Origin of the sequence: Vibrio sp. Y58_MX_L22 (genome assembly GCF_024181865.1) — a bacterium.
Lineage (GTDB): Bacteria > Pseudomonadota > Gammaproteobacteria > Enterobacterales > Vibrionaceae > Vibrio > Vibrio alginolyticus.
The window spans coordinates 18,173-38,407 of record NZ_JAMZAN010000006.1 but is presented as its reverse complement, the minus strand read 5'-3'; the positions used below and the strand labels follow the sequence as shown (position 1 = coordinate 38,407).

Below are 20,235 nucleotides of genomic sequence, written 5' to 3'. Positions count from 1 at the left end.
TTCATCATCCTCTTTTTAAGGATAATAGTAGCGAATAAAGCAAAGATAACCAGCGCAGAAAGTCACACAATGGAATCAACACACAACCAGAAGGTGACTAACATGAATCACGATCCAGTAATCGGCGCACTACAAACCATTCGCGAACGCAAACCAAACTTCCAACCTAAAGCGGCGTTTATTTTAGGCTCTGGCTTAGGCGTATTGGCAGACGAGCTACAAGACAAAGTGGTCATTCCATACGAAGAGCTCGAAGGCTTTCCGGTTAGCACCGTGCAAGGCCACTCTGGTGAGTTGGTACTTGGCACCATGGGCGGCGTAGACGTAGTGTGCATGAAAGGTCGCGGTCACTACTACGAACACGGCTCAATGAAGGTCATGACAACACCCGTACGAACCTTTAAAAAGCTGGGCTGTGAGTTTCTGCTCGTCACCAACGCGGCAGGCTCACTTCGCCCTGAGCGTATTGATGTCGGCTCTCTGGTGGTATTTCATGACCACATCAACACCATGCCTGAATCGCCAATGATCGGTCCGAATGATGAAGAGTACGGCCCGAGGTTCTTCAGCCTCGCCAATGCGTACGACAAAGACCTGCGCGCAGAAGCGTTTGAAGTCGGCAAAGCCAATGGTATTCACCTGAATGAAGGTGTGTTTGTCTCTTACACAGGCCCCAACTTTGAGACCGCAGCCGAAATCCGCATGATGCAAATCATCGGTGGTGATGTCGTGGGCATGTCGGTCGTGCCAGAAGTGATTTCTGCGGCGCATTGCGGCTTACCCGTATTGGCAGTATGTGCGATCACCAACATGGCAGAAGGCTTGGGAGATGTAGAATTGTCTCACGCCCAAACATTGAAGTGCGCGAAGCTAGCCGAAGCCGATTTCATTCGCTTTATTAAGCGCTTTATGAAGCATCACTTCTAAAGCCGTTTCATCCCAAAAAGCAAAAGGGTCATCAAGTAACTTGATGACCCTTTTTCGTATCACTTTTTCTAACGTTCGGGGGTATTTCGGAGCCGTTTGTGCGTTTTACTTAACTGCGCGAACCAATTCAGCAATGCCTTCCCAATCGCCGTTGTCCATCATTGCGGTTGGCACCATCCAAGTACCGCCACAAGCTACAACCGATTTCAGCGCTAGGTAATCTTCCACGTTGGATGGGCTCACGCCACCTGTTGGCATGAATTCCACTGGGTAAACCGCCGTGAGTGCTTTCAGCATGTTTACGCCGCCTGATGGCTCAGCAGGGAAGAACTTCAACGTACGCAGACCCATTTCCATCGCTTGCTCAACCAAGCTTGGGTTGTTTACACCCGGTACGATAGTCACACCACGTTGCTGACAGTATTTCACTGTGGTTGGGTTGAAGCCTGGGCTAACGATAAAGTCCACGCCCGCTTCGATCGCGATATCCACTTGTTCTGTGGTCAGAACGGTGCCCGCGCCAATCAACAGTTCTGGGTACGCTTCACGCATGATGCGAATCGATTCCGCCGCCGCTTCGGTGCGGAATGTCACTTCCGCACATGGTAAACCGTTTTCTACCAACACTTTTGCCAGTGGCAGAGCGTGTGCTACGTCGTTGATTGCGATAACTGGGACGATTTTGATATCTCTTAATCGTTGTTCAAGTGTTGTCATGGGGAACCTCTAAAGAATAAAGCTTAATGTTGCGACGATAATAAACGCGATACCGCCAAGTAACGTTTCCATTACCGTCCAAGTTTTTAATGTGGTTTTCTCATCCATCTCAAGCAGACGAGATACCAACCAGAAACCAGAGTCATTGAAGTGAGACAGTACCGTTGCACCACCCGCAATCGCGATTACGATAAAGCAAAGGTCTAGTTCACTCAAACCTGTTGATGCAGCCACAACTGGCGCGATAAGAGCTGCCGTAGTGGTTAGCGCTACCGTTGCCGAGCCTTGAGCAACACGCAGACAGGTTGAAATAACAAACGCCGCCACAATCACAGGCATACCTGTATCTGTAAGAACGTCAGCCAGTGCATCACCGATGCCGCTTGAGCGCAGTACGCCGCCAAACATGCCACCTGCACCCGTTACTAGGATAACACCACAGATAGGAGCCAATGACTCACCACACAATTTTTCTAGTTTTGCCATGCCGTAGTCTTTGGCAAACACAGCCAGACAGACAATCAAAGTAATCAGCAACGCGACTGGAGTTTTACCTAGCATACGTAGGAACTCAACCAGTGCCGTTTTGCCATCAATCACACCCGCAACCGCCAGTGTGTTCAGTACCGTATCCAAACAGATTAGCAGGACTGGCAGCACAAGGATGGTCATAACCGTGCCAAATTTTGGTGCGTTGCGCTCATCCACCATCGCTTCGCCATTAAAGAAGGCTTTAGATAGTGGGATATCGAATTTTTTTCCCGCGTACAAACCAAATAGGTAAGCGCCAAGGTACCAAGTTGGAATAGCCACCAGAATACCCACCACCAATAACAGACCGATGTTTGCACCAAGGAATTCTGCCGCTGCAACCGGACCTGGGTGTGGTGGAACAAACGCGTGCATAACCGCAAAAGCACCAGCTGCAGGCAACGCGTATTTAATTGGTGAGCCACCAAAACGAGCCGCCACACTTAGGATGATTGGCATCATCACTACAAGGCCAGCATCGAAGAAGATTGGGAAGCCAAACAGTAATGAAGCGACGCCCAAAGCAAATGGTGCGCGCTCTTTACCAAAGCGACCAATCAAAGTGTCTGCCAGCACTTTCGCACCGCCAGTCACTTCAAGAATTTTACCGATCATCGCACCAAGACCAACCAGCAATGCCACGGAAGCCAGTGTGCCGCCGAAGCCGCCCATCATGGTCGATACGACTTTCTCAGAAGGAACGCCAGTGGCGATTGCTGTGCCTAAACTCACCATAGTAAGGGAAGCAAAAGCATGGACTTTCAGTTTAATGATCAGAACGAGTAACGCTGCAATGGCAAGGCCTGCAATCGTCAGTAGGAACGTAGGATCTGGGGCTTGGGTTAATTGCTCCATAGGTTCACCTTTAAGAATTATTGTTTGTGTTATGGTTCACATTTATTTCAGTTACCGGTAACATGTTACCGATAACATTAATAAGATAAACCCATATTTTAAAGTGAATTCAAAAATTGAGATCACGCGCAAATTTGGTTATGAGGATAAGTTATGGCTGGTAGTAGTGTCATCGTTATGGGCGTTTGTGCTAGTGGTAAAAGCACAATTGGTGAGCATCTAGCGAAAAAGCTAGGGCGTAAATTCATTGATGGTGATGATCTTCATCCACGAGCGAACATTCAGAAAATGGCATCGGGCCAGCCTCTGAACGATGATGATCGCAAGCCATGGCTAGAACGCATTCGTGATGCGGCGTACAGCCTAGAAAGCAAAAACGAACACGGCATCATTGTCTGTTCAGCACTGAAAAAGATTTACCGCGATCAGATCCGCGAAGGTAACAACAACGTGACCTTCTTGTTCCTTGATGGCGATATGGAGTTGATCCTTAATCGCATGCGTATGCGCAAAGGCCACTTCATGAAAGAAAACATGGTGAAGAGCCAATTCGAGACACTAGAGCGCCCAGACAACGAGCCTCAAACTCTGATCGTCAGTATCGACGGAGACATCAGCGACGTGGTGGAACGCTCTGCCGCTGAGCTAATCAAAATGCAAGCGATCGAGGTGGCGTAATGACTCACTCTGTTGTTCTTGAGGTTACACAACGTTTGACCGAGCGCAGCCGTGAAGCGCGCGCTGCGTTTCTTGCTCGCACCGAAGTGCAAGCCGAAGCGGGCAAAGGCCGTGTTGGTTTATCTTGTGGTAACTTAGCCCATGCAGTCGCCGCATCTTGCTCTTCTGAAAAGAAAAATATTCTCGATTTTACTCATGCCAATGTCGCGCTGATCAGCGCCTACAACGACATGTTGAGCGCCCACCAGCCGTACCAAGACTACCCAGCGCAAATCAAACAAGTGCTGGCGGACTACGGTCATACGGCGCAAGTCGCAGGTTGTGTGCCAGCGATGTGCGATGGGGTGACTCAAGGTCAAGCAGGCATGGATATGTCGCTGTTTTCGCGAGACTTAATTGCGCAATCAACGGCGTTGTCTTTGAGTCACAATGTCTTTGATGCCACATTACTGCTTGGTATCTGTGACAAAATCGCCCCGGGGCAACTGATGGGCGCGCTGTCTTACGCGCATCTACCGACTGCGTTTGTACCAGCGGGTCTGATGGCAACAGGCATCAGCAATGAAGAGAAAGTCGACGTGCGCCAAAAATACGCAGCGGGTGAAGTCGGCAAAGACGCTCTGCTGGATATGGAGTGTCGCGCTTACCACTCTGCGGGGACGTGTACGTTTTACGGCACAGCCAACACCAACCAGTTGGTGTTCGAAGCCATGGGCTTAATGCTGCCAGGTTCGGCATTCATCCATCCCCATACCCAACTGCGTAAAGCGTTAACCGATCACGCGGCTCTGAAAATCGCCTCAATGACGGCGGGTTCTGCACACTTCCGTCCGTTGGCAGAAGTGGTCACAGAAAAGAGCTTGGTCAACGGCATCATCGCTCTACTCGCATCTGGCGGCAGTACCAATCACACCATTCATATGATCGCCGTGGCGCGTGCTGCTGGTATCTTGCTCACGTGGCAAGACATCAGCGATCTGTCGGATGTGGTTCCTTTGTTAGCTCGCGTTTACCCGAACGGCCCAGCCGATATGAACGCGTTCCAAGACGCGGGGGGCGTGCCAGCGTTATTGCACCGCTTGAACGAATCCGAGCTTTTGCATCGCGATGTGAAACCCGTGTTTGGTGAATTTGAAGACCAAATGACGCTGCCGAGCCTTGTCGATGGACAACTGACTTGGACACCGTGCCAAGGCAGCCAAGACGGTGACGTGATCGCCAAACCGGATGCCACTTTCCAAAATACTGGCGGCACTCGCGTATTGACTGGCAACTTGGGCAAAGCTGTGGTGAAAGTGTCTGCGGTAAAAGAAGAGCAACGCGTAATAGTGGCACCTGCGATCGTATTCCAATGCCAACACGAAGTGGAAGCCGCGTACAAACGTGGCGAGCTGGACAAAGATTGCATCGTTGTGGTCACACACAACGGCCCAGCGGCAAACGGCATGCCTGAACTGCACAAACTGATGCCAATTTTAGGTAACGTGCAAAAAGCGGGCTTTAAAGTGGCGCTGGTTACTGACGGTCGTTTATCTGGTGCATCCGGTAAAATTCCGTCTGCGATTCATGTTTCTCCAGAAGCCATTCGTGGTGGCGCGATTGGTTTGGTGCGCAACGGTGATTTGATTCGTCTGGATTGCCAAACGGGCGAACTGAACAACTTAAGCGATACCACTGGACGCGAGTTGATTCATTTCGATACCGAATCGACCCAACAAACATGGGGACGAGGCTTGTTTAGCGTGATCCGCCAAAACGTATCGAGTGCAGAAGAAGGCGCAAGCTTTATTGTTTAAGGCTAGAAGAAAGACCTCGTCATTCCGACGAGCCTAGGCGAGATCAGGAATCTACTATCAACGTGCTGTGAAGCCAGAGAAAACTCCTCTGCCACAGCACTTTTTGTTGGTAGATTCTGAATCACGCTCGTCCCTCGCTGTTCAGAATGACGAGCGTTGGGATTGGCCTCGGTTCTTTTTAAAAATGAATGAGTCCGTCATTCCGACGAGCCTAAGCAAGATTAGGAATCTACTATCAACGTGCTGTGAAGCAAGAGAAAATCCCCCTCTGTTACAGCACTTTTTGTTGGTAGATTCTGAATCACGCTCGTCCCTCACTATTAAGAATGACGAGCTTTGAGATTGGCCACCGCTATTTCTAAAAACGAATGAATCCGTCATTCCGACGAGCCTAGGCGAGATCAGGAATCTAATATCGACATGCTATGACGTCAGAGAAAACTCCTCTGCCACAGCACTTTTTTGTTAGTAGATTCTGAATCACGCTCGTCCCTCGCAGTTCAGAATGACGAGCTTTGGGATTGGCCACCGCTCTTTCTAAAAACGAATGAATCCGTCATTCCGACGAGCCTAAGCGAGATCGGGAATCTAATATCAACGAGCTGTGAAGCCAGAGAAAACACCTCTGCCACAGCACTTTTTGTTGGTAGATTCTAAATCACGCCCGTCCCTCGCTGTTCAGAATGACGAGCGTTGGAATTGGCCTCAGTTCTTTCTAAAAACGAATGAATCCGTCGCTCCGAAGAGCCCAAGCAAGATCAGGAATTTAATATCAACGTGCTGTGAAGCCAGAGAAAACCCCCTTTGCCGAAACACTTTTGTGTTGGTAGATTCTGAATCACACTCGTCCCTCGCTATTCAGAATGGCAAGCTTTGGAGTTGGCCTCGGTTCTTTTTAAAAATGAATGAGTCCGTCATTCCGACGAGCCTAGGCGAGCTCAGGAATCCACTATCAACGTGCTGTGAAGCCAGAGAAACCCCCTCTACCACAGCACTTTTTGTTTGTAGATTCTGAATCACGCTCGTCCCTCGCTGTCCAGAATGGCAAGCTTTAGGATTGGTCACTGCTCTTTCTAAAAAAGTGAATCCGTCATTCCGACGAGCCTAGGCGAGATCAGGAATCTACTATCAACGTGCTGTGAAGCCAGAGAAAACTCCTCTGCCACAGCACTTTTTGTTGGTAGATTCTGAATCACGCTCGTCCCTCGCTGTTCAGAATGACGAACTTTAGGATTGTCCTCTGTTCTTTCTAAAAAACGAATGAATCCGTCATTCCGACGAGCCTAAGCGAGATCAGGAATCTACTATCAACGTGTTGTGAAGCCAGAGAAAACTCCTCTGCCACAGCACTTTTTTGTTGGTAGAGCCTGAATCACGCTCGTCCCTCGCTGTTCAAAATGACGAACTTTAGGATTGGCCTCTGTTCTTTCTAAAAACGAATGAATCCGTCATTCCGACGAGCCTAAGCGAGATCAGGAATCTACTCTCAACGTGCTGTGAATCCAGAGAAAACACCTCTGCTACAGCACTTTTTGTTGGTAGATCCTGAATCACGCTCGTCTCTTGCTGCTCAGAATGACGATATCTAGCATTCAGTAAATTATATCAAGCGGTCTTCATCACCACGACCGCAGCAATCACCACAAAGATACCAAACCAGCCGATTGGCTTGAGTTTCTGCTTAAACAGCAAGGCTCCACCCACTGCGGTACCCAAGATACCGATCGCACCCCAAGAGGCATAAGCAATGGCTAAGTCGATCTCTTTCACCGCTTGTGCCAACAGCGTGAATGCTGTCAGTACCAACACAATCGCCGCAATGCCCCAGCCTTTATATTTAAAACCTTTTGAGCGTGTCAGCGCCATATTGGCCATGATATCGACCAAGGCAGCCATCACGACAAATCCAAATGACATCGTAAAAAATTGGCTCATGATTCGCACCTTGTACTAGTAGAAAATGAACGTTCTTTTGCCGGTTTATCGGCGTTTTTCTTGGCGTTAGGTTGACCGTGTGATTCCCCTAAGGTCACACACACAATGCCGACAACGGCTAACATCAAACCAAACAATTCTTGATAGTTTAAGTTGGCATCAAAGGCGATGATCGACACCACGGTGATCAACGAGATACCTAACCCTTCCCAAACAGCGTATGCCACACCTATCGATATTTTCTTCGCGGCAAACGCGAGAAAGTAGTAAGAGATTGCGATCAGCACATACATTACGATGTAGCCCCACCACCCGTGCCCCTGCCCGATAAGAGACATAGTGCTTGTACCAGCCACTTCGGCCACGATAGCGAGCAATAAAAATAGACGTGCAACTAGCATGATTAATCCTCCATCAGAAATTAAAAAAATGCATAACGGAGAATGGTGAATGTCGCGTACCTGTATCGACATTCAAAAAGTTAAAAAGATAAAAATGAGCCACTTCTCCTGACTATTTGAGATAAGATTAGCGCTGGGTAGGAAAAAGAGACAGGTAATTGAGATATTCATTTTTGAATATCTTAAGAAGTAAGTTGTCTATGTAATCACATAATATTGATAAGGTTAAAGCATCTACTCTCTCATTCAGCCGATGCCATCAGGTGACGTCACTGCGTAAAAATCAGCGGCGTATTGAGGGTTTGTCGCACCACTTTATGTAGGTGTCTGTGCAAAGGATGGTTGCGGTTGGTTTGAAGGAAACCGCCAGAGACCACAAACTGACTGAACTCACGATTAACGGGTGGCATTGCGTAAGAGGCGAGTTCTGGCATCAACAATGCCGAGCTTTGACTGGCATACATAATCGCGTCGGTTTCTTGCAACATTTGGCAAGCCAAACGCAAATTATAGGACTTCAGTAACACTACTGGCTCATAACCCATGCGTCGATACTCGGACTCCACGGTACAAAGCGGTTTATATGACGCGGGCGCAGGTAAAGAAACAAGGGGCAGTTTAGAGACCGTGTCCCAATCATTGCTGACTTTCGACAACGTTGGGTGGTTTTTGCGCGCCAAAATCACTCGTTTTTCAACGAATAACGGGCGCATGTAAATGTCTTTCGACAGCTCGGTCTCTTGGTCAAGAATGCAGTAATCGTGCTCGCCTTCTAACATTTCATCGTGCGAGTAAGTATTCCAGCTGGAAAAGGCAAAGTGCGCTTTGGGAAAGGCTCGATGACAACCAGTGAGCAGTCGCTGCCCTTGTTCATCCATCAAATAAGGGTCAGTTACAATCGCAATCTGCCCTTGGTATTGCAGTGGGTCGAACACTTCAAATTCTTGCACCACTTTTTCCAGTGGCGCAACCATATTGTCGAACTCGGCGGCGAGACGAATCGCCATGGGTGATGGCTCTACCCCATGTGCTTTACGCACAAAAAGCGGGTCATCAAACACTTGCTTCAACTTCATCACGCCGCGGCTGGCGCTCGGTTGAGAAATGCCAAGCTGCATTGCGGCCAGCTTGATGCTGCGGTTTTCCACCACTGCTTTTAATAAACGCATTAAGTTGAGATCCAATGCATCCAGCTGATGTGCCATACCCTAACCTACCAATACCATTGATGAGCGAATACAAAGAGCAGTTAACAATTAGTTAAACACTCTCTCCCGACGTGATCTGATAACCCATATCGAAGACTTTTTCTTCTTGCGTTTCGCCTTTCAGGCGTGCAATTAATAGCTCTGCGCTCTTTACACCAATTTGGAAACGCGGCGTATCAACGCTGGTCAGTTTCGGGCTGATGGTTTGACCGATATCCAGCGCGTTATAGCCCGCCACTGCCAATTGCTGTGGAACTTGAATGCCACGTTGCTGCGCACTCAGCATGGTGCCAATTGCGATGTCATCGTTGGTACAGAACACCCCATCGAGCGTTGGGTGCGTTTCCAGTGCACGTTCGAGCAAATCATGTGCTAAAGAAAAACTAGAATGATCACCAGTTAATACATGTTTGGGTTCTAGCCCTGCTTCTGTCATCGCGCGATCGTAACCTTGCATCCGCAATTTGGTTCGCGTATCCAGACGCGCGCCAAAATAGACGATTGTACTCTTCCCCGTATCTAGCATCTGCTTAACCACGGTGTACGACGCATCTTCATGATCGAGTCCAACCGCCATATCAATCGGCTCCGATGGCAGTTCCATGGTTTCGACCACCGGAATGCCCGCATTTTTGATCATCTGTAATGTACGCGGCGTGTGATGGCTTTCAGTTAGAATAAGCCCATCGACTTGATAAGAGAGTAATGACGCGATCTTGCGCTCTTCTTCAAGCTCATCGTAGCTAAAATGCGCTAAAAGCGTCTCATAGCCATTGGCTTTGGTCACCATCTCTATGCCCTGAACAAAGGAAGCAAAAATTTGGTTGGACAAAGACGGCAGTAAAATACCAATGGCTTTACTGGAGGACTTTGACAACATCGCCGGTGCACGGTTTTCGATGTAACCCATCTCTTCAATCGCAGTCGCAATCTTGGCCCGAGTCTTTTCTGCCACCGATTCAGGGTTACGCATATAGCGTGAAACGGTCATCTTCGTGACGCCAACCTGGTCTGCGACATCCTGCAATGTCGTACGAGTTTTCTTATTCTGTTGAGCCATAAATATGTGATTTATCAGTAATGTTACAAGTAACATTATGACGAATAGACTCTCTGCCGACAAGCTCAGTGAAAATAATTCGCAAAATCATGACGTTATTACTCCACTAGCCATCAAATTGCGTTTCATGGATTGTGAATCAAAACCGAATAAATAAATGACATTTATATCAAAGTTCTTATAAAATGCCGTACCTAAAAGAATAAGACATTAGTCACAGTGCAGTTAGGCTCTAGCGAAACCCAGATTTACTACCACCTGCTTGATCTGGACGACTCCCAAAAGCAGCAATACCTCCAAGTATTGCAACGAAGTCAACCTGAGCTGTATCGACAACTCGTTCCTCTTTTAGCCAACGAGACACCGGAAGAACAACTAACGCAGTTACTTTATTTTGGTGCTCATCAGGCAACGAACCAAGACGTCGATCTAAGCGGAGAAATCATCAGTAAGTACCGCCTAACTCATGAGTTGGGGCGTGGTGGCATGGGTGTCGTATACGCCGCTCTACGTGCAGATGAAACGTTCGAGCAAGATCTGGCTATCAAGTTTATTCAAAGCAATTTGAGCAATGTGTTAGGGCAACGCGCACTCTTCGATGAAGCTCAACTTCTCGCGCGTCTAAACCATCCTTACATCGCGAAAGTGTTTGACGGCGGTCTTCATCAAGATTCGGTTTACATCGTGATGGAGCGGGTGTTTGGTCAAACTTTGGATGAGTATCTATCTGAAAAGAAGCTAGAAAAAACGGAGAAGCTGCTGTTGTTTAAGCAGATCTGCCAGGCGATGGAGCACGCCCACCAGCACCAGGTTTTGCATGCCGATCTAAAACCAGAAAATATACTGATTGATCGTAGCAAGCGTCCCAAGCTGCTTGACTTCAACTTGACTCAAAAAGCGCACTCCAACCGAGAAGATTCACCCTCAGCGCTGATTGCGTTTAGCCAAAATTTTGCCAGCCCAGAGCAGCAAGCAGGACAGGTTCTAACAGAGCAAAGCGACGTGTACTCCTTAGGCAAAATTCTCGCTTTGATGTTTCCATCACCAACAATTTGGTCTGATGTTTACTGGGTGATAAGACGCGCAACGCGTCCTGCCACTCAAATGCGATATATCAATGTTCGAGCATTGCGCATTGATATCGAACGAATTATCGAACGCCGTCCAATCGAGCAGAAAAAAAACTGGCCATTGTATAGCGCCTTTCGCTTGGTACAACGACGTCCCCTTGCTTCGGTATTGTCAGGCATCATTGTGCTCTCTGGTGTGTTATTTGGCAGCGCCATGATGCAAAAGAATATCCAGCTGCAACAAGAGAAGAAGATTGCAGAAGATATGATGTACGAAATGACTCGCCTCATCTTCCACGCGAAGGGGCAAAATGTCGAACATCTCTCAGTGAACTCCATGATGGAGTTAACACGAAGGCGGATACTCTCTAACCCAGATATCCCCAAACATATAAAACAAAAAATGTTGTTGGCGATGATGACACCGGTGCCAGAGAAGCACCTAACTACACCAATGAGTTGTCAGCCAAATTGTGCGTCTAAGGACAGCACCAACCAATAAGGCTTAAAACAAGATGTATACACGTTCAGTGGTATTTTGGCTGTCTGCATTGACGGCTACGTCCACGTTGGCAGCAGACGTTTCAGTTGCCACTTCACACCCACCAGCTTCAACCTTGAAGCAAGGCTACTTTATCGACGCCCCAGTGACTGGCCTGTATTACAAAACCAGTTCCAATATCACTGGCGTCACTCAGCAAGGTGCATTTCATTACCAACCCGGTGATGTAATTAGCTTCTTCCTTGGTAACGATGATAAAGGTTATCTGCTGACGACCTTATCAAGCCAAGAAGTGCTGACGCCGACGATGGCGACAACCAAACCTAGCCGCAGCATCAATATGACGCGTCTGCTGCTTTCTCTCGACAGCACGCCTGAGAATCGTGAGGAAATTGTCCTAGCAAACCGTGTGCTTTCTGATCCTCACTTTCAAAGCCAGCTCAAAGGCCTTGATCTCAATTACCTGGATGACGCTAAACGCTACCTCAATCTCGATTGGGTATCTGTCAATGAGGCGATTGAGCACCTAAACGAAAGCCAGCAGTACATTGAAAAAAACTTTTCCTCTGATGAGATCATTTTTGAACCTCGCGACATGACGTTCAAAAACATCGTCATCAAAAAGAAGGATTGGCAAGGCCGCGCTTGTGCTTACGATCTACGCTATCAGCATCATCCCAAATATCGTCCTCCTATTGGTGAAACTCGATTCACTATCACCAAAGACTCATTGATTGAACACCCAAGCATTGGCGACCATTTTCAAGGCTGCTTCCTCTCGATGAAGCGCCCTATCACGGAAGATGTCGTCGAACCGATAAGCAAGTTTGCGGATTGGTTTAATATCGTTGGTTGTTCAATCACAGGGTGCACCCGCAACGACTTGAATGGCTTCTCTCTCGAAGACTTCGATGATGAAGGTGACTGGAAGTACCGCTCCGTTGCCCTCAATTTTGATCCGAGCACCGAGTTATTGATGGAAAAAGTACAAGGTCTCGGGCGTAAAAAAAACATCCAACACAATAACCGCACAGAAATGCTCTGGTTTACGTATCCAAATACTAGCGAACACGATATTGACTACCTCGGTGTGTGGCAGCAAACCGAATACCACCAACAGTCCATGACACAATCGTGCCTATTGATGCGCCATCAACAAGTCATGCGACTGCCGCAAAATACGGACACCTGCCCAACCGATACAAGCCTGTACACCCAAGATGTTACCCGCGAATTTGCCGACATGTGGTGGGTCAACAATAGCGCCCCCAAAGCCGAACTCGCGCAAATGAACGTCATGGTACGTTGGTCAACAACCCCATCCGAAATCAATTACACCACCTGGGAATACTTGCCTGCTGGTGCAACTTGGGAGCAAGGCATTTTATATCGCTATCAACAAGATGTTCTCCGCAACCAAGACGGTTCCGATCGCATTGAAACCCACACCATTTCTGAATTTGTCAAAGTGAGCGAGGATGTATAACCATGGCAACAGCAGTAGCACTGACACAAATCATTCAACAATGGCAATCTGGTGATAAACGAGCTGAGAGCGAGCTCTATCAGTTTGCTTATTTACAGTTGCGTAAGATCGCCCAACACGAGCGTGAACGAAATGCAGAAAAGTACGGCACCGACAACAAAGTACTGGCAGACAGCGTCAACAGTACCACGGCATTAATTCATGATGCTTACCTGAAAATGTCCAACTGCGACATGAGTGAAATTGAAACAAAGCGCGATTTCTTTTTGATGGCCGCCAAAGTGATGCGTCAAATCTTGATCGACAACGCACGCTCGCACCAAGCACAAAAGCGTCAACACATTACATTGATGAGAGATGAAGAAGATCGTTTCGAACAATTGATTATCATGGATAAAGCTCTGGATAGTTTCAGTAGCCGCTATCCACGCCAATCGAGCGCACTCAAACTCAAGTATTTAATGGGCATGAAAAACCAAGAAATCAGTGAGCTACTCGAGTGCAGCGCAAGCCTGATAGAGAAAGACCTCAAATTCTCTCGCAGTTGGCTACAATCACGAATGGCGCACACGTAATCATGAACAAAAAGCTTTGGATAATCGGCGCAGTATGCGTCGGTTTGTTCGGTATTTACTTCATTTCAAACAAACACAATTTGGCATCTGTGAAAGACTCGTCAGACAACGCCGACAAGTCAACCCAGCAAGCACATCGTCAATATGAGCGCACATCTTTAGTTGAAGTAAAGCAAGCGTTGACAGGTTCTGCGTTGGATCGCACTCCTAAAAAAACGGGAGATGACGCATTTAACTCCGCCCTTTTAGGACAACCAGGCCCTGTTACGAATCCATTTCATACCACAGAAGACAACACGTTTTACGAGTCAGCATTGGGTGATAAGAACAGCCGACCACAAGAGGACCCATCAGAGAATAATAAACCCATCATCAACCTCACTGTGGAACAGCAGCTACAAACCATTATTTATGCTTGGGAGCTGAAACAAAACTCTCCGGTGAGTTATTCGCTCAACCTTAACCAGCTTTTTGAAGACCCAGATGGCGATCTCCTCACCACTCAGATTTGGCTTGAAAACGCCAATGGGTTAAGAGTCCTCAACCAAGGACAAATGATGGTGCAAGGAGCGCCTGAGGAAATAAAAACCACCACATATTTGGCGGTAGCAGCGCGCGATGATTATCACGGTAATAGCGATCATGCATGGGTCACAACGCGCTTTGAGTTACCCGTTATCACACCCGATCAAAATGACACAGAACACTCGTTAGTTGGCGATGTAGTTTATCGCCTAGAGACGACACAAAATCTTGCAGGTATCGCGTACGCGTATGAAGTGGTGTATTGCGAGGCCTTTCAGTTTGAGGGGGGCGAAGTAAGTTATGCCGCCTCACACAACAAACGCCAGTGTCCTGAAAAGGGAGACTTGAAAAAAGTGGGCAAGTACAAAATCAGTGATGACTCGTTGATCGTTTATGTCCAAGGTGTACGCCAAATTTGGACCATCAAAAAAGAATACCCATCTCAGGTTCATGAAGATACTCGGAACTACTTCACCACCGTGTTTGATGGTAAACAATTCGAAAGCTACACCATGCAAAAAAACAAGCAATCGATGGAAAAGCGCATCAACGCACCGACAGGGCGATATTTACGCCAGATATCCTTTTTTGACTATTTGTTACCTCTCCCAAGCGGGGGGTATCTGGTTGCTGAAGCTGGCAATTATATTTATCACTATGGTACTAAAGTCGTGGGTCCGCATGGTGAAAGTCTCGAATCCGATCTCAATTTACGAACTTATGGTCCTAACCTGTATTGTAGCGATGTCGCCATTTGGTATCACAGCCATGTCATTGCTGGTCAAGGAGACTATCAAATAGACATCATATCAGACCCTAACCCAGACGATCCGACTTACCAAATTGATTGCCACGAGTTCATCAGCGCCCCTGCTACTGGACAACAATCGTTATCGTTTGATCTTAACTATTCCCCTTACGATGAACTACTTGATGGCGAGGTGTATAGCTACATTTTACGTCCGAAACCTGAGCTCGCTGATCGCGTTGAGGAATTTAAGATCAACATGATTTATCACGCCCCTGTCCTTAGCGACACCCAATAAACCTCTCTTTACAGGTGGTTATTTTGACAAAACAATCATCACCAAAATAAAACTGGAAGCGTGATCAAATTATCAATTTTCCATCATAGACAAAAAATAGAAATAAATTTTACGGGTTTTGTGCGGATTTTCGTGTCTTGAACCTAAGCTCAATAGTCATTAAAAAGACACCACTCTCTTATATCTCACTAGTGAGATATAAGGAAAAAAATAATAAAAAAAGCGACTTTCTCATTCGGAAACGAAACAAGGACAAATAAATAATGAATAAGGTGAGTTTACTAGCAGCGTCAGTGGCTATCGCTCTTACAGGCTGTGGCGGTTCAGATGGTGGTTCAAACAGTGCTAACGACGGCGTTGTGATCACAGGTTTTGACGGCTACTTCAAGCATGCCGTTGTTTTTGAAGATACGAACAACAACGGCCAATGGGACACTCAAGAAACATTCCTTGGTCTGACCGATGAGAAAGGTCAGCTTAAATTGGATGCAAAACCAGAAAGCACTCTAGCGCTGCAGACCATTACACCAAACGGTGCAAAGCAGAAACAGCTTATCGCTTTGGATGCTAAAGAGTACGCTGGCAAATACACGGTTGATATGGATCATCCAGGCCAAGCCATGGCCCACGAAATCGTGTTCCGTGCACCAACATCGTCAAACGTGATTTCACCTATCACGGACCTTGTTGCGATTGAAATGGCAAAAGATCCAGCCATTAGTGAAGAAGACGCGAAAGCGAAAGTAAACCAAGCGCTAGGAGGCTCAGAAGAAGCACCAATTGATCTGTACAGTGATTTTGTTGAAGGTGCGACAAAAAACGCCGAACTACATAAAACCGCTCAGATTCTGACCGACTCGAAAGCACAAAACCCAACGAACTACGAGAAAAAAGCCACGGAGTTTGCTCAAGCGGCAAACCAAGAAGTGGAACGTCTTGTTGCATCTGGCGAAAACATCAATGACCCAAATCTACGTCCAATCATCACTGACGCGACCCCAGACAGCGACACTTTAGCACCTGAAACGGCAGTTAATAACAAGCTAACCGTAAACAAAATCGTCGAAAAGGCAGCTAAAGATAAGCTAGAAAAACTACCAAAAATCGTACAAGGCGTGGACTTTGATGGCTTAGATCTAGACATTGAAGGTCTATTTGCAGACAAAGACCAAAACCTTGTGACAACCAAACTGACGCACAACTTTGCAGGCACAGGCATTGAAGTTGTGCAAACTGGCAACCTGATTGTTCTACAACCAACTGCAATCGTAGAGAAAGCTGGTGATTTTGAGATTGTTCTAACGGCGCAAGACATTGATTCGTCAGGTAAGGTTTTGGGTACGGTAAGCACCGTATTTAAGTTCGAAATCGAATCGGCAAACTTACCACCAATGGTTGTAGAAACAGAACAAGCGCATCTGCAGTCCATCGTTGATGGTTGGTACCTACAACAAGGTGAAGTATTTGAACAAACGCTCGATATTTCTAGCTTGTTCCAAGATAAAGACGGTCATATCACCGACTACTCAGCGGACTATGTGGACATTGAAGGTCTAACAGTATCTGAGGATGGTAATGCAATTATCACCATTAAAGGCACACCAACAAAAGCAGGTGAAGCTGGAGCAACACTTGCGATTAGCGCAACAGATGGCCATACCGCGGTACAAATTGCGCTCAGCATGCCAACGGTTATCGAAGGCGTCACGCCACCACCAGTAGTACCGACTTTGGGCTTCACTCACGAGCACTTCAACGGTCAAGAATGGAAAATGGGTAGCTTCGCTCAAAAAGACGGTGAAATCGGCTACGCCATGCTGATGCAAGATTCTGAAGGCCTACTATTCTGCTGGGGTTCAAACCACGATGAGATGAATCAAGAGTACAAAGCGAACATCAGTGACTTCCTAAAAGACACATGGGAACACGATGCTTACGCCACTCTTGCCGATCTGGACCAACAAACTGGTTACACGGAATACAACAATAAAGACTGTAACGACGTTGAGCTGAAAGACGGTAAGCTATACAACAGCTACGGCGACGAGTATGAAATGTTGTACCAGCACAAAACCGAGCATAACGACACTCAAATGATCGTTAAAATATCAGATGATGAGCTGTTCTGGATGGACTCAAGCAATACCCTATTTGCAGAATCACTTTCGGTTGCAGAACACATCAAACACGGCACGGTAGAGCATGACTTGATGGTAGAAAGTAATGGCACAGGCGACGACACAGTCCTGAAATACTCGTCAGGTGCGTACGAATACGACACTGATACTTACAACTACACTTCGTTCATGCCAACAGGATTCCAAACTCCAGGTAATTGGGAAATCCAGAATGATGAAGACCGTGAACTGCTGATTCTAGAAGAAACAGGCTCAGAGTCAGATTACAAAACTCGTCATCGTTACATCAACCGCGATTTTGGTGACTTTTATATTGGTATTCGTTGGAGTAAAGAACAAAACGGTCATGAATCCGCACCGGAATATGGTCTGTACTCTAACAGCAAAGAAGCCATGACAAGCATCGCGAGTTCACTACCGATTTTGGAGCCTGGTGATGATGACTAAAGCAACCATCGTTAACCCTTGCTGTGATAGCGTGCATTTGCGTAGAAGACGCAGAACACTTTGGGAACGATTGGTCGGCATCAAAGAAGTGTATATCTGCTCTAACTGTCACAAAGAAACGCCACTCAAATAGCGATAATATTTGAGACCGCAAAAAAGCCCCGAACTCGGGGCTTTCTTCTATATTTTGACCACAATATCTGAGTCGTTATTTCACGCACACCACGTTCAATAATGAGGTCCCGGTGAGCTGATTGGGCTCACGATCGGCGAACAAACCTTTCTTATCTTTGCCCCAATACGGCAGTTGCAGTGGCCATTGATTTTTTTCCATCACCCCAGACGCCCTCAGCGCTTTAAACTCTGCAGGGTTAGCTAAGTTCATACCCAGTTGCTGACATACTTTGTGCGAGTTTTCGTAGTTGAGGCGGTTCCACGGCTTACCATGTTCCATGTAAAACTGATTATGGTGATCGAGTAAATATGGGACCACGTACGTTTTGCCCTGTACTGAAGTTCTCAACCGAACTTCAATGTCATCATTTCCAGTGACAATTGGCTTCGCTTTGGTCTTAGCAACAGGCGTAGACGAAGAGCTATCACGCGAACTTTTTGCCTTGGTATCTGGCTTCTCTGCCCGCGCTTTAAAGGCGTCGGTATCAGCTCGCACAGCAGGAACTGGCGCGGGTTTCGGGGTCACCGTCGGTGTTGGCTTAACCGAAGATGCGGCTGATTTCGACGATACAGTAGATTTAGGTGTAGGTGGTGTTACTGGTTGTTTCGTCCCTTTCCCAACCACTCGGATGAACGCCTCTTTGTAATTCGACAAGGTTTTGACTCCTCGCAAATCTCCCCTCGCATCAGACAGATCTTTGTAAGGCCCAATCAAACAGCGATAACCTTTGGATTCAGGCTTCATCCACACGTCGGTCGTAATCTTGCTGTAAAGCGGCTTTGCTTTCGCGAGTGACATTGGCTTTGGTAGTAATCCGCATTGAATCCAGTAGAGGTAGTTGCCTCCTTGCGGCACTTTCTTTCCCCATACTCCGTTACCAATTGGGCACGTTTTCTCAAGCATCGGTAATTCTTTCTCGCTGGCTTGAGTGGCTTGGCAAAGGAACTCCTCCGCCTCAACTGGATTAGAAAACTGGGCGCATACCAGCAACAAACCCAAAGCCAGGCTTGCTTGGAAGACGTTAGATGGGCGTTGGGCCTTCTTCATTTCCATACACTTCACTCTAAATTAGTGGGTAAGGTCATTATGGCGGCAAAGCGCCAAAAAAATGTGAACAAAGAATAACTAGCAAAAAAAGAGCCGGAATTTGCATCCGGCTCTCAGTTTAGGAAGGAATTAAGCGAATTTACAACGCTTGGCGGGAAAATTCTTAACCTTTGTACAGTTTCGGGTTGAATACATCTCGTAACCAGTCACCCAATAAGTTGATAACCAGAACCAGTGTAACCAACACGATGCCTGGGAAGGCAGTAATCCACCACGCACCTGAGAAGATGTAGTTAAAGCCGATGCTGATCAGCGCACCTAGTGACGGCTGATCAACAGGAAGACCCAAACCTAGGAATGACAGTGCCGCTTCCGACATGATCGCGTTCGCTACCTGTACCGTCGAGATAACCAAGATTGGCGATAGACAGTTCGGCAGAATGTGACGGAACATGATTCGCGGAGCTTTAAAGCCCATCACACGTGCCGCTTCGACGTATTCTTTCTTCTTCTCTGCCAATACCGAGGCACGAATAGTCCGTGCGTATTGCGGCCATTCAGCCACACCGATGATCACCACCAGCATCACCACCGCGTATTGGCTGTAAAAATCGCTGCCAAAGCTGGCTTTGAAAATGGCCGATACGATGATCGCCACCATCATGGTTGAGAACGATAGTTGAACATCCGCAAAGCGCATCAAGAAGCTATCGATACGACCACCGAAGTAACCCGCCGACAAACCAATGATGATACCCAGAATCAACTGAAGACCGACGGCTAAAAAGCCGATCGTCAAAGACAAACGAGAACCGTAAAGAATGGTCGATAAAATATCACGGCCTTGCTCATCAGTACCAAGAACAAAACGCTCATCGCCCTCTTCCATCCACGAAGGTGGCAACTCAGAATCCATGATGTCGATAGACGTCAGATCGTACGGGTCTGTTGGCGCAAGAATCGGTGCAGCCAATGCCAATACTAAGAACATCATAAAGACGGTAAAACTCGCCATCGCCACTTTGTCGCGTTTGAAGTAATACAGAAAATCTGACTCTTTGAAACGCTGCCACGCTGATGGAGCAGGAGCTGGTGTTAAATTTGATTGGCTCATGA

17 protein-coding genes are annotated in these 20,235 nt (G+C 47.2%); 9 read left to right on the top strand and 8 right to left on the bottom strand.

The window, feature by feature from the left end; all coding sequences use genetic code 11:
• The first annotated feature begins 102 nt into the window (after window positions 1-102).
• Complete coding sequence (gene xapA / locus NL626_RS14835) at window positions 103-927, top strand: xanthosine phosphorylase (RefSeq protein WP_005379149.1); 825 nt, start codon at window positions 103-105, stop codon at window positions 925-927.
• Between the two features lie 105 nt (window positions 928-1,032).
• On the opposite strand, the gene NL626_RS14830 is transcribed toward xapA, so the two are convergent.
• Entirely contained in the window at window positions 1,033-1,644 is a 612-nt protein-coding gene (locus NL626_RS14830) for a bifunctional 4-hydroxy-2-oxoglutarate aldolase/2-dehydro-3-deoxy-phosphogluconate aldolase (RefSeq protein WP_025624148.1), read from the bottom strand.
• A 9-nt stretch (window positions 1,645-1,653) separates the two neighbouring features.
• The gene (locus NL626_RS14825; protein WP_012841240.1) at window positions 1,654-3,030 is read right to left on the bottom strand and encodes a GntP family permease; all 1,377 of its coding nucleotides are present in this window, start codon (window positions 3,028-3,030) and stop codon (window positions 1,654-1,656) included.
• Window positions 3,031-3,183: 153 nt separating this feature from the next.
• Between NL626_RS14825 and NL626_RS14820 the strand changes: the two genes are divergently transcribed.
• Both NL626_RS14820 and edd read left to right on the top strand, forming a co-directional pair.
• The gene (locus NL626_RS14820; protein ID WP_053349770.1) at window positions 3,184-3,708 is read left to right on the top strand and encodes a gluconokinase; all 525 of its coding nucleotides are present in this window, start codon (window positions 3,184-3,186) and stop codon (window positions 3,706-3,708) included.
• Window positions 3,708-5,504, top strand: coding sequence for a phosphogluconate dehydratase (edd, locus tag NL626_RS14815; protein WP_213874613.1), 1,797 nt, complete (start codon window positions 3,708-3,710; stop codon window positions 5,502-5,504). Before NL626_RS14820 ends, edd begins: the two co-directional genes overlap by 1 nt.
• A 1,605-nt stretch (window positions 5,505-7,109) precedes the next feature.
• Here edd and NL626_RS14810 read toward each other — a convergent pair.
• From NL626_RS14810 to NL626_RS14795, 4 genes are all read right to left on the bottom strand, one after another.
• Window positions 7,110-7,439 carry an SMR family transporter gene (locus NL626_RS14810; protein ID WP_005478614.1) on the bottom strand — a complete coding sequence of 110 codons (330 nt, stop codon included), beginning with the start codon at window positions 7,437-7,439 and terminating at the stop codon, window positions 7,110-7,112.
• Window positions 7,436-7,840 carry an SMR family transporter gene (locus NL626_RS14805; RefSeq protein WP_213871794.1) on the bottom strand — a complete coding sequence of 135 codons (405 nt, stop codon included), beginning with the start codon at window positions 7,838-7,840 and terminating at the stop codon, window positions 7,436-7,438. The genes NL626_RS14810 and NL626_RS14805 overlap by 4 nt, the downstream gene beginning before the upstream one ends.
• Before the next feature lie 269 nt (window positions 7,841-8,109).
• Window positions 8,110-9,045: a LysR family transcriptional regulator gene (locus NL626_RS14800; RefSeq protein ID WP_005379132.1), complete on the bottom strand. Its 936-nt coding sequence runs from the start codon at window positions 9,043-9,045 to the stop codon at window positions 8,110-8,112.
• A gap of 55 nt (window positions 9,046-9,100) precedes the next feature.
• The gene (locus NL626_RS14795) at window positions 9,101-10,108 is read right to left on the bottom strand and encodes a substrate-binding domain-containing protein (protein WP_165401610.1); all 1,008 of its coding nucleotides are present in this window, start codon (window positions 10,106-10,108) and stop codon (window positions 9,101-9,103) included.
• Window positions 10,109-10,327: 219 nt separating this feature from the next.
• Between NL626_RS14795 and NL626_RS14790 the strand changes: the two genes are divergently transcribed.
• From NL626_RS14790 to NL626_RS14765, 6 genes are all read left to right on the top strand, one after another.
• Window positions 10,328-11,680, top strand: a complete 1,353-nt coding sequence (locus tag NL626_RS14790) for a serine/threonine-protein kinase (protein ID WP_253657479.1) — start codon at window positions 10,328-10,330, stop codon at window positions 11,678-11,680.
• A 13-nt stretch (window positions 11,681-11,693) separates the two neighbouring features.
• A complete protein-coding gene (locus NL626_RS14785) occupies window positions 11,694-13,166 on the top strand; it encodes a chromosome partitioning protein ParA (protein ID WP_213908239.1) in 1,473 nt (490 codons plus the stop codon).
• Between the two features lie 2 nt (window positions 13,167-13,168).
• Window positions 13,169-13,741 (top strand): sigma-70 family RNA polymerase sigma factor, encoded by a 573-nt coding sequence (locus NL626_RS14780; RefSeq protein WP_005379118.1) that lies wholly within the window; start codon window positions 13,169-13,171, stop codon window positions 13,739-13,741.
• Window positions 13,742-13,743: 2 nt separating this feature from the next.
• Window positions 13,744-15,312 carry a hypothetical protein gene (locus NL626_RS14775; protein WP_253657478.1) on the top strand — a complete coding sequence of 523 codons (1,569 nt, stop codon included), beginning with the start codon at window positions 13,744-13,746 and terminating at the stop codon, window positions 15,310-15,312.
• A gap of 263 nt (window positions 15,313-15,575) precedes the next feature.
• Entirely contained in the window at window positions 15,576-17,897 is a 2,322-nt protein-coding gene (locus NL626_RS14770) for an acid phosphatase (RefSeq protein WP_253657477.1), read from the top strand.
• Window positions 17,887-18,030 carry a hypothetical protein gene (locus NL626_RS14765; protein ID WP_012841245.1) on the top strand — a complete coding sequence of 48 codons (144 nt, stop codon included), beginning with the start codon at window positions 17,887-17,889 and terminating at the stop codon, window positions 18,028-18,030. Before NL626_RS14770 ends, NL626_RS14765 begins: the two co-directional genes overlap by 11 nt.
• 75 nt (window positions 18,031-18,105) lie before the next feature.
• Here NL626_RS14765 and NL626_RS14760 read toward each other — a convergent pair whose 3' ends face one another.
• Window positions 18,106-19,125, bottom strand: a complete 1,020-nt coding sequence (locus NL626_RS14760) for an SPOR domain-containing protein (protein ID WP_253657476.1) — start codon at window positions 19,123-19,125, stop codon at window positions 18,106-18,108.
• A gap of 157 nt (window positions 19,126-19,282) precedes the next feature.
• A complete protein-coding gene (locus tag NL626_RS14755; protein WP_054730225.1) occupies window positions 19,283-20,233 on the bottom strand; it encodes an ABC transporter permease in 951 nt (316 codons plus the stop codon).
• Window positions 20,234-20,235 lie beyond the last annotated feature (2 nt).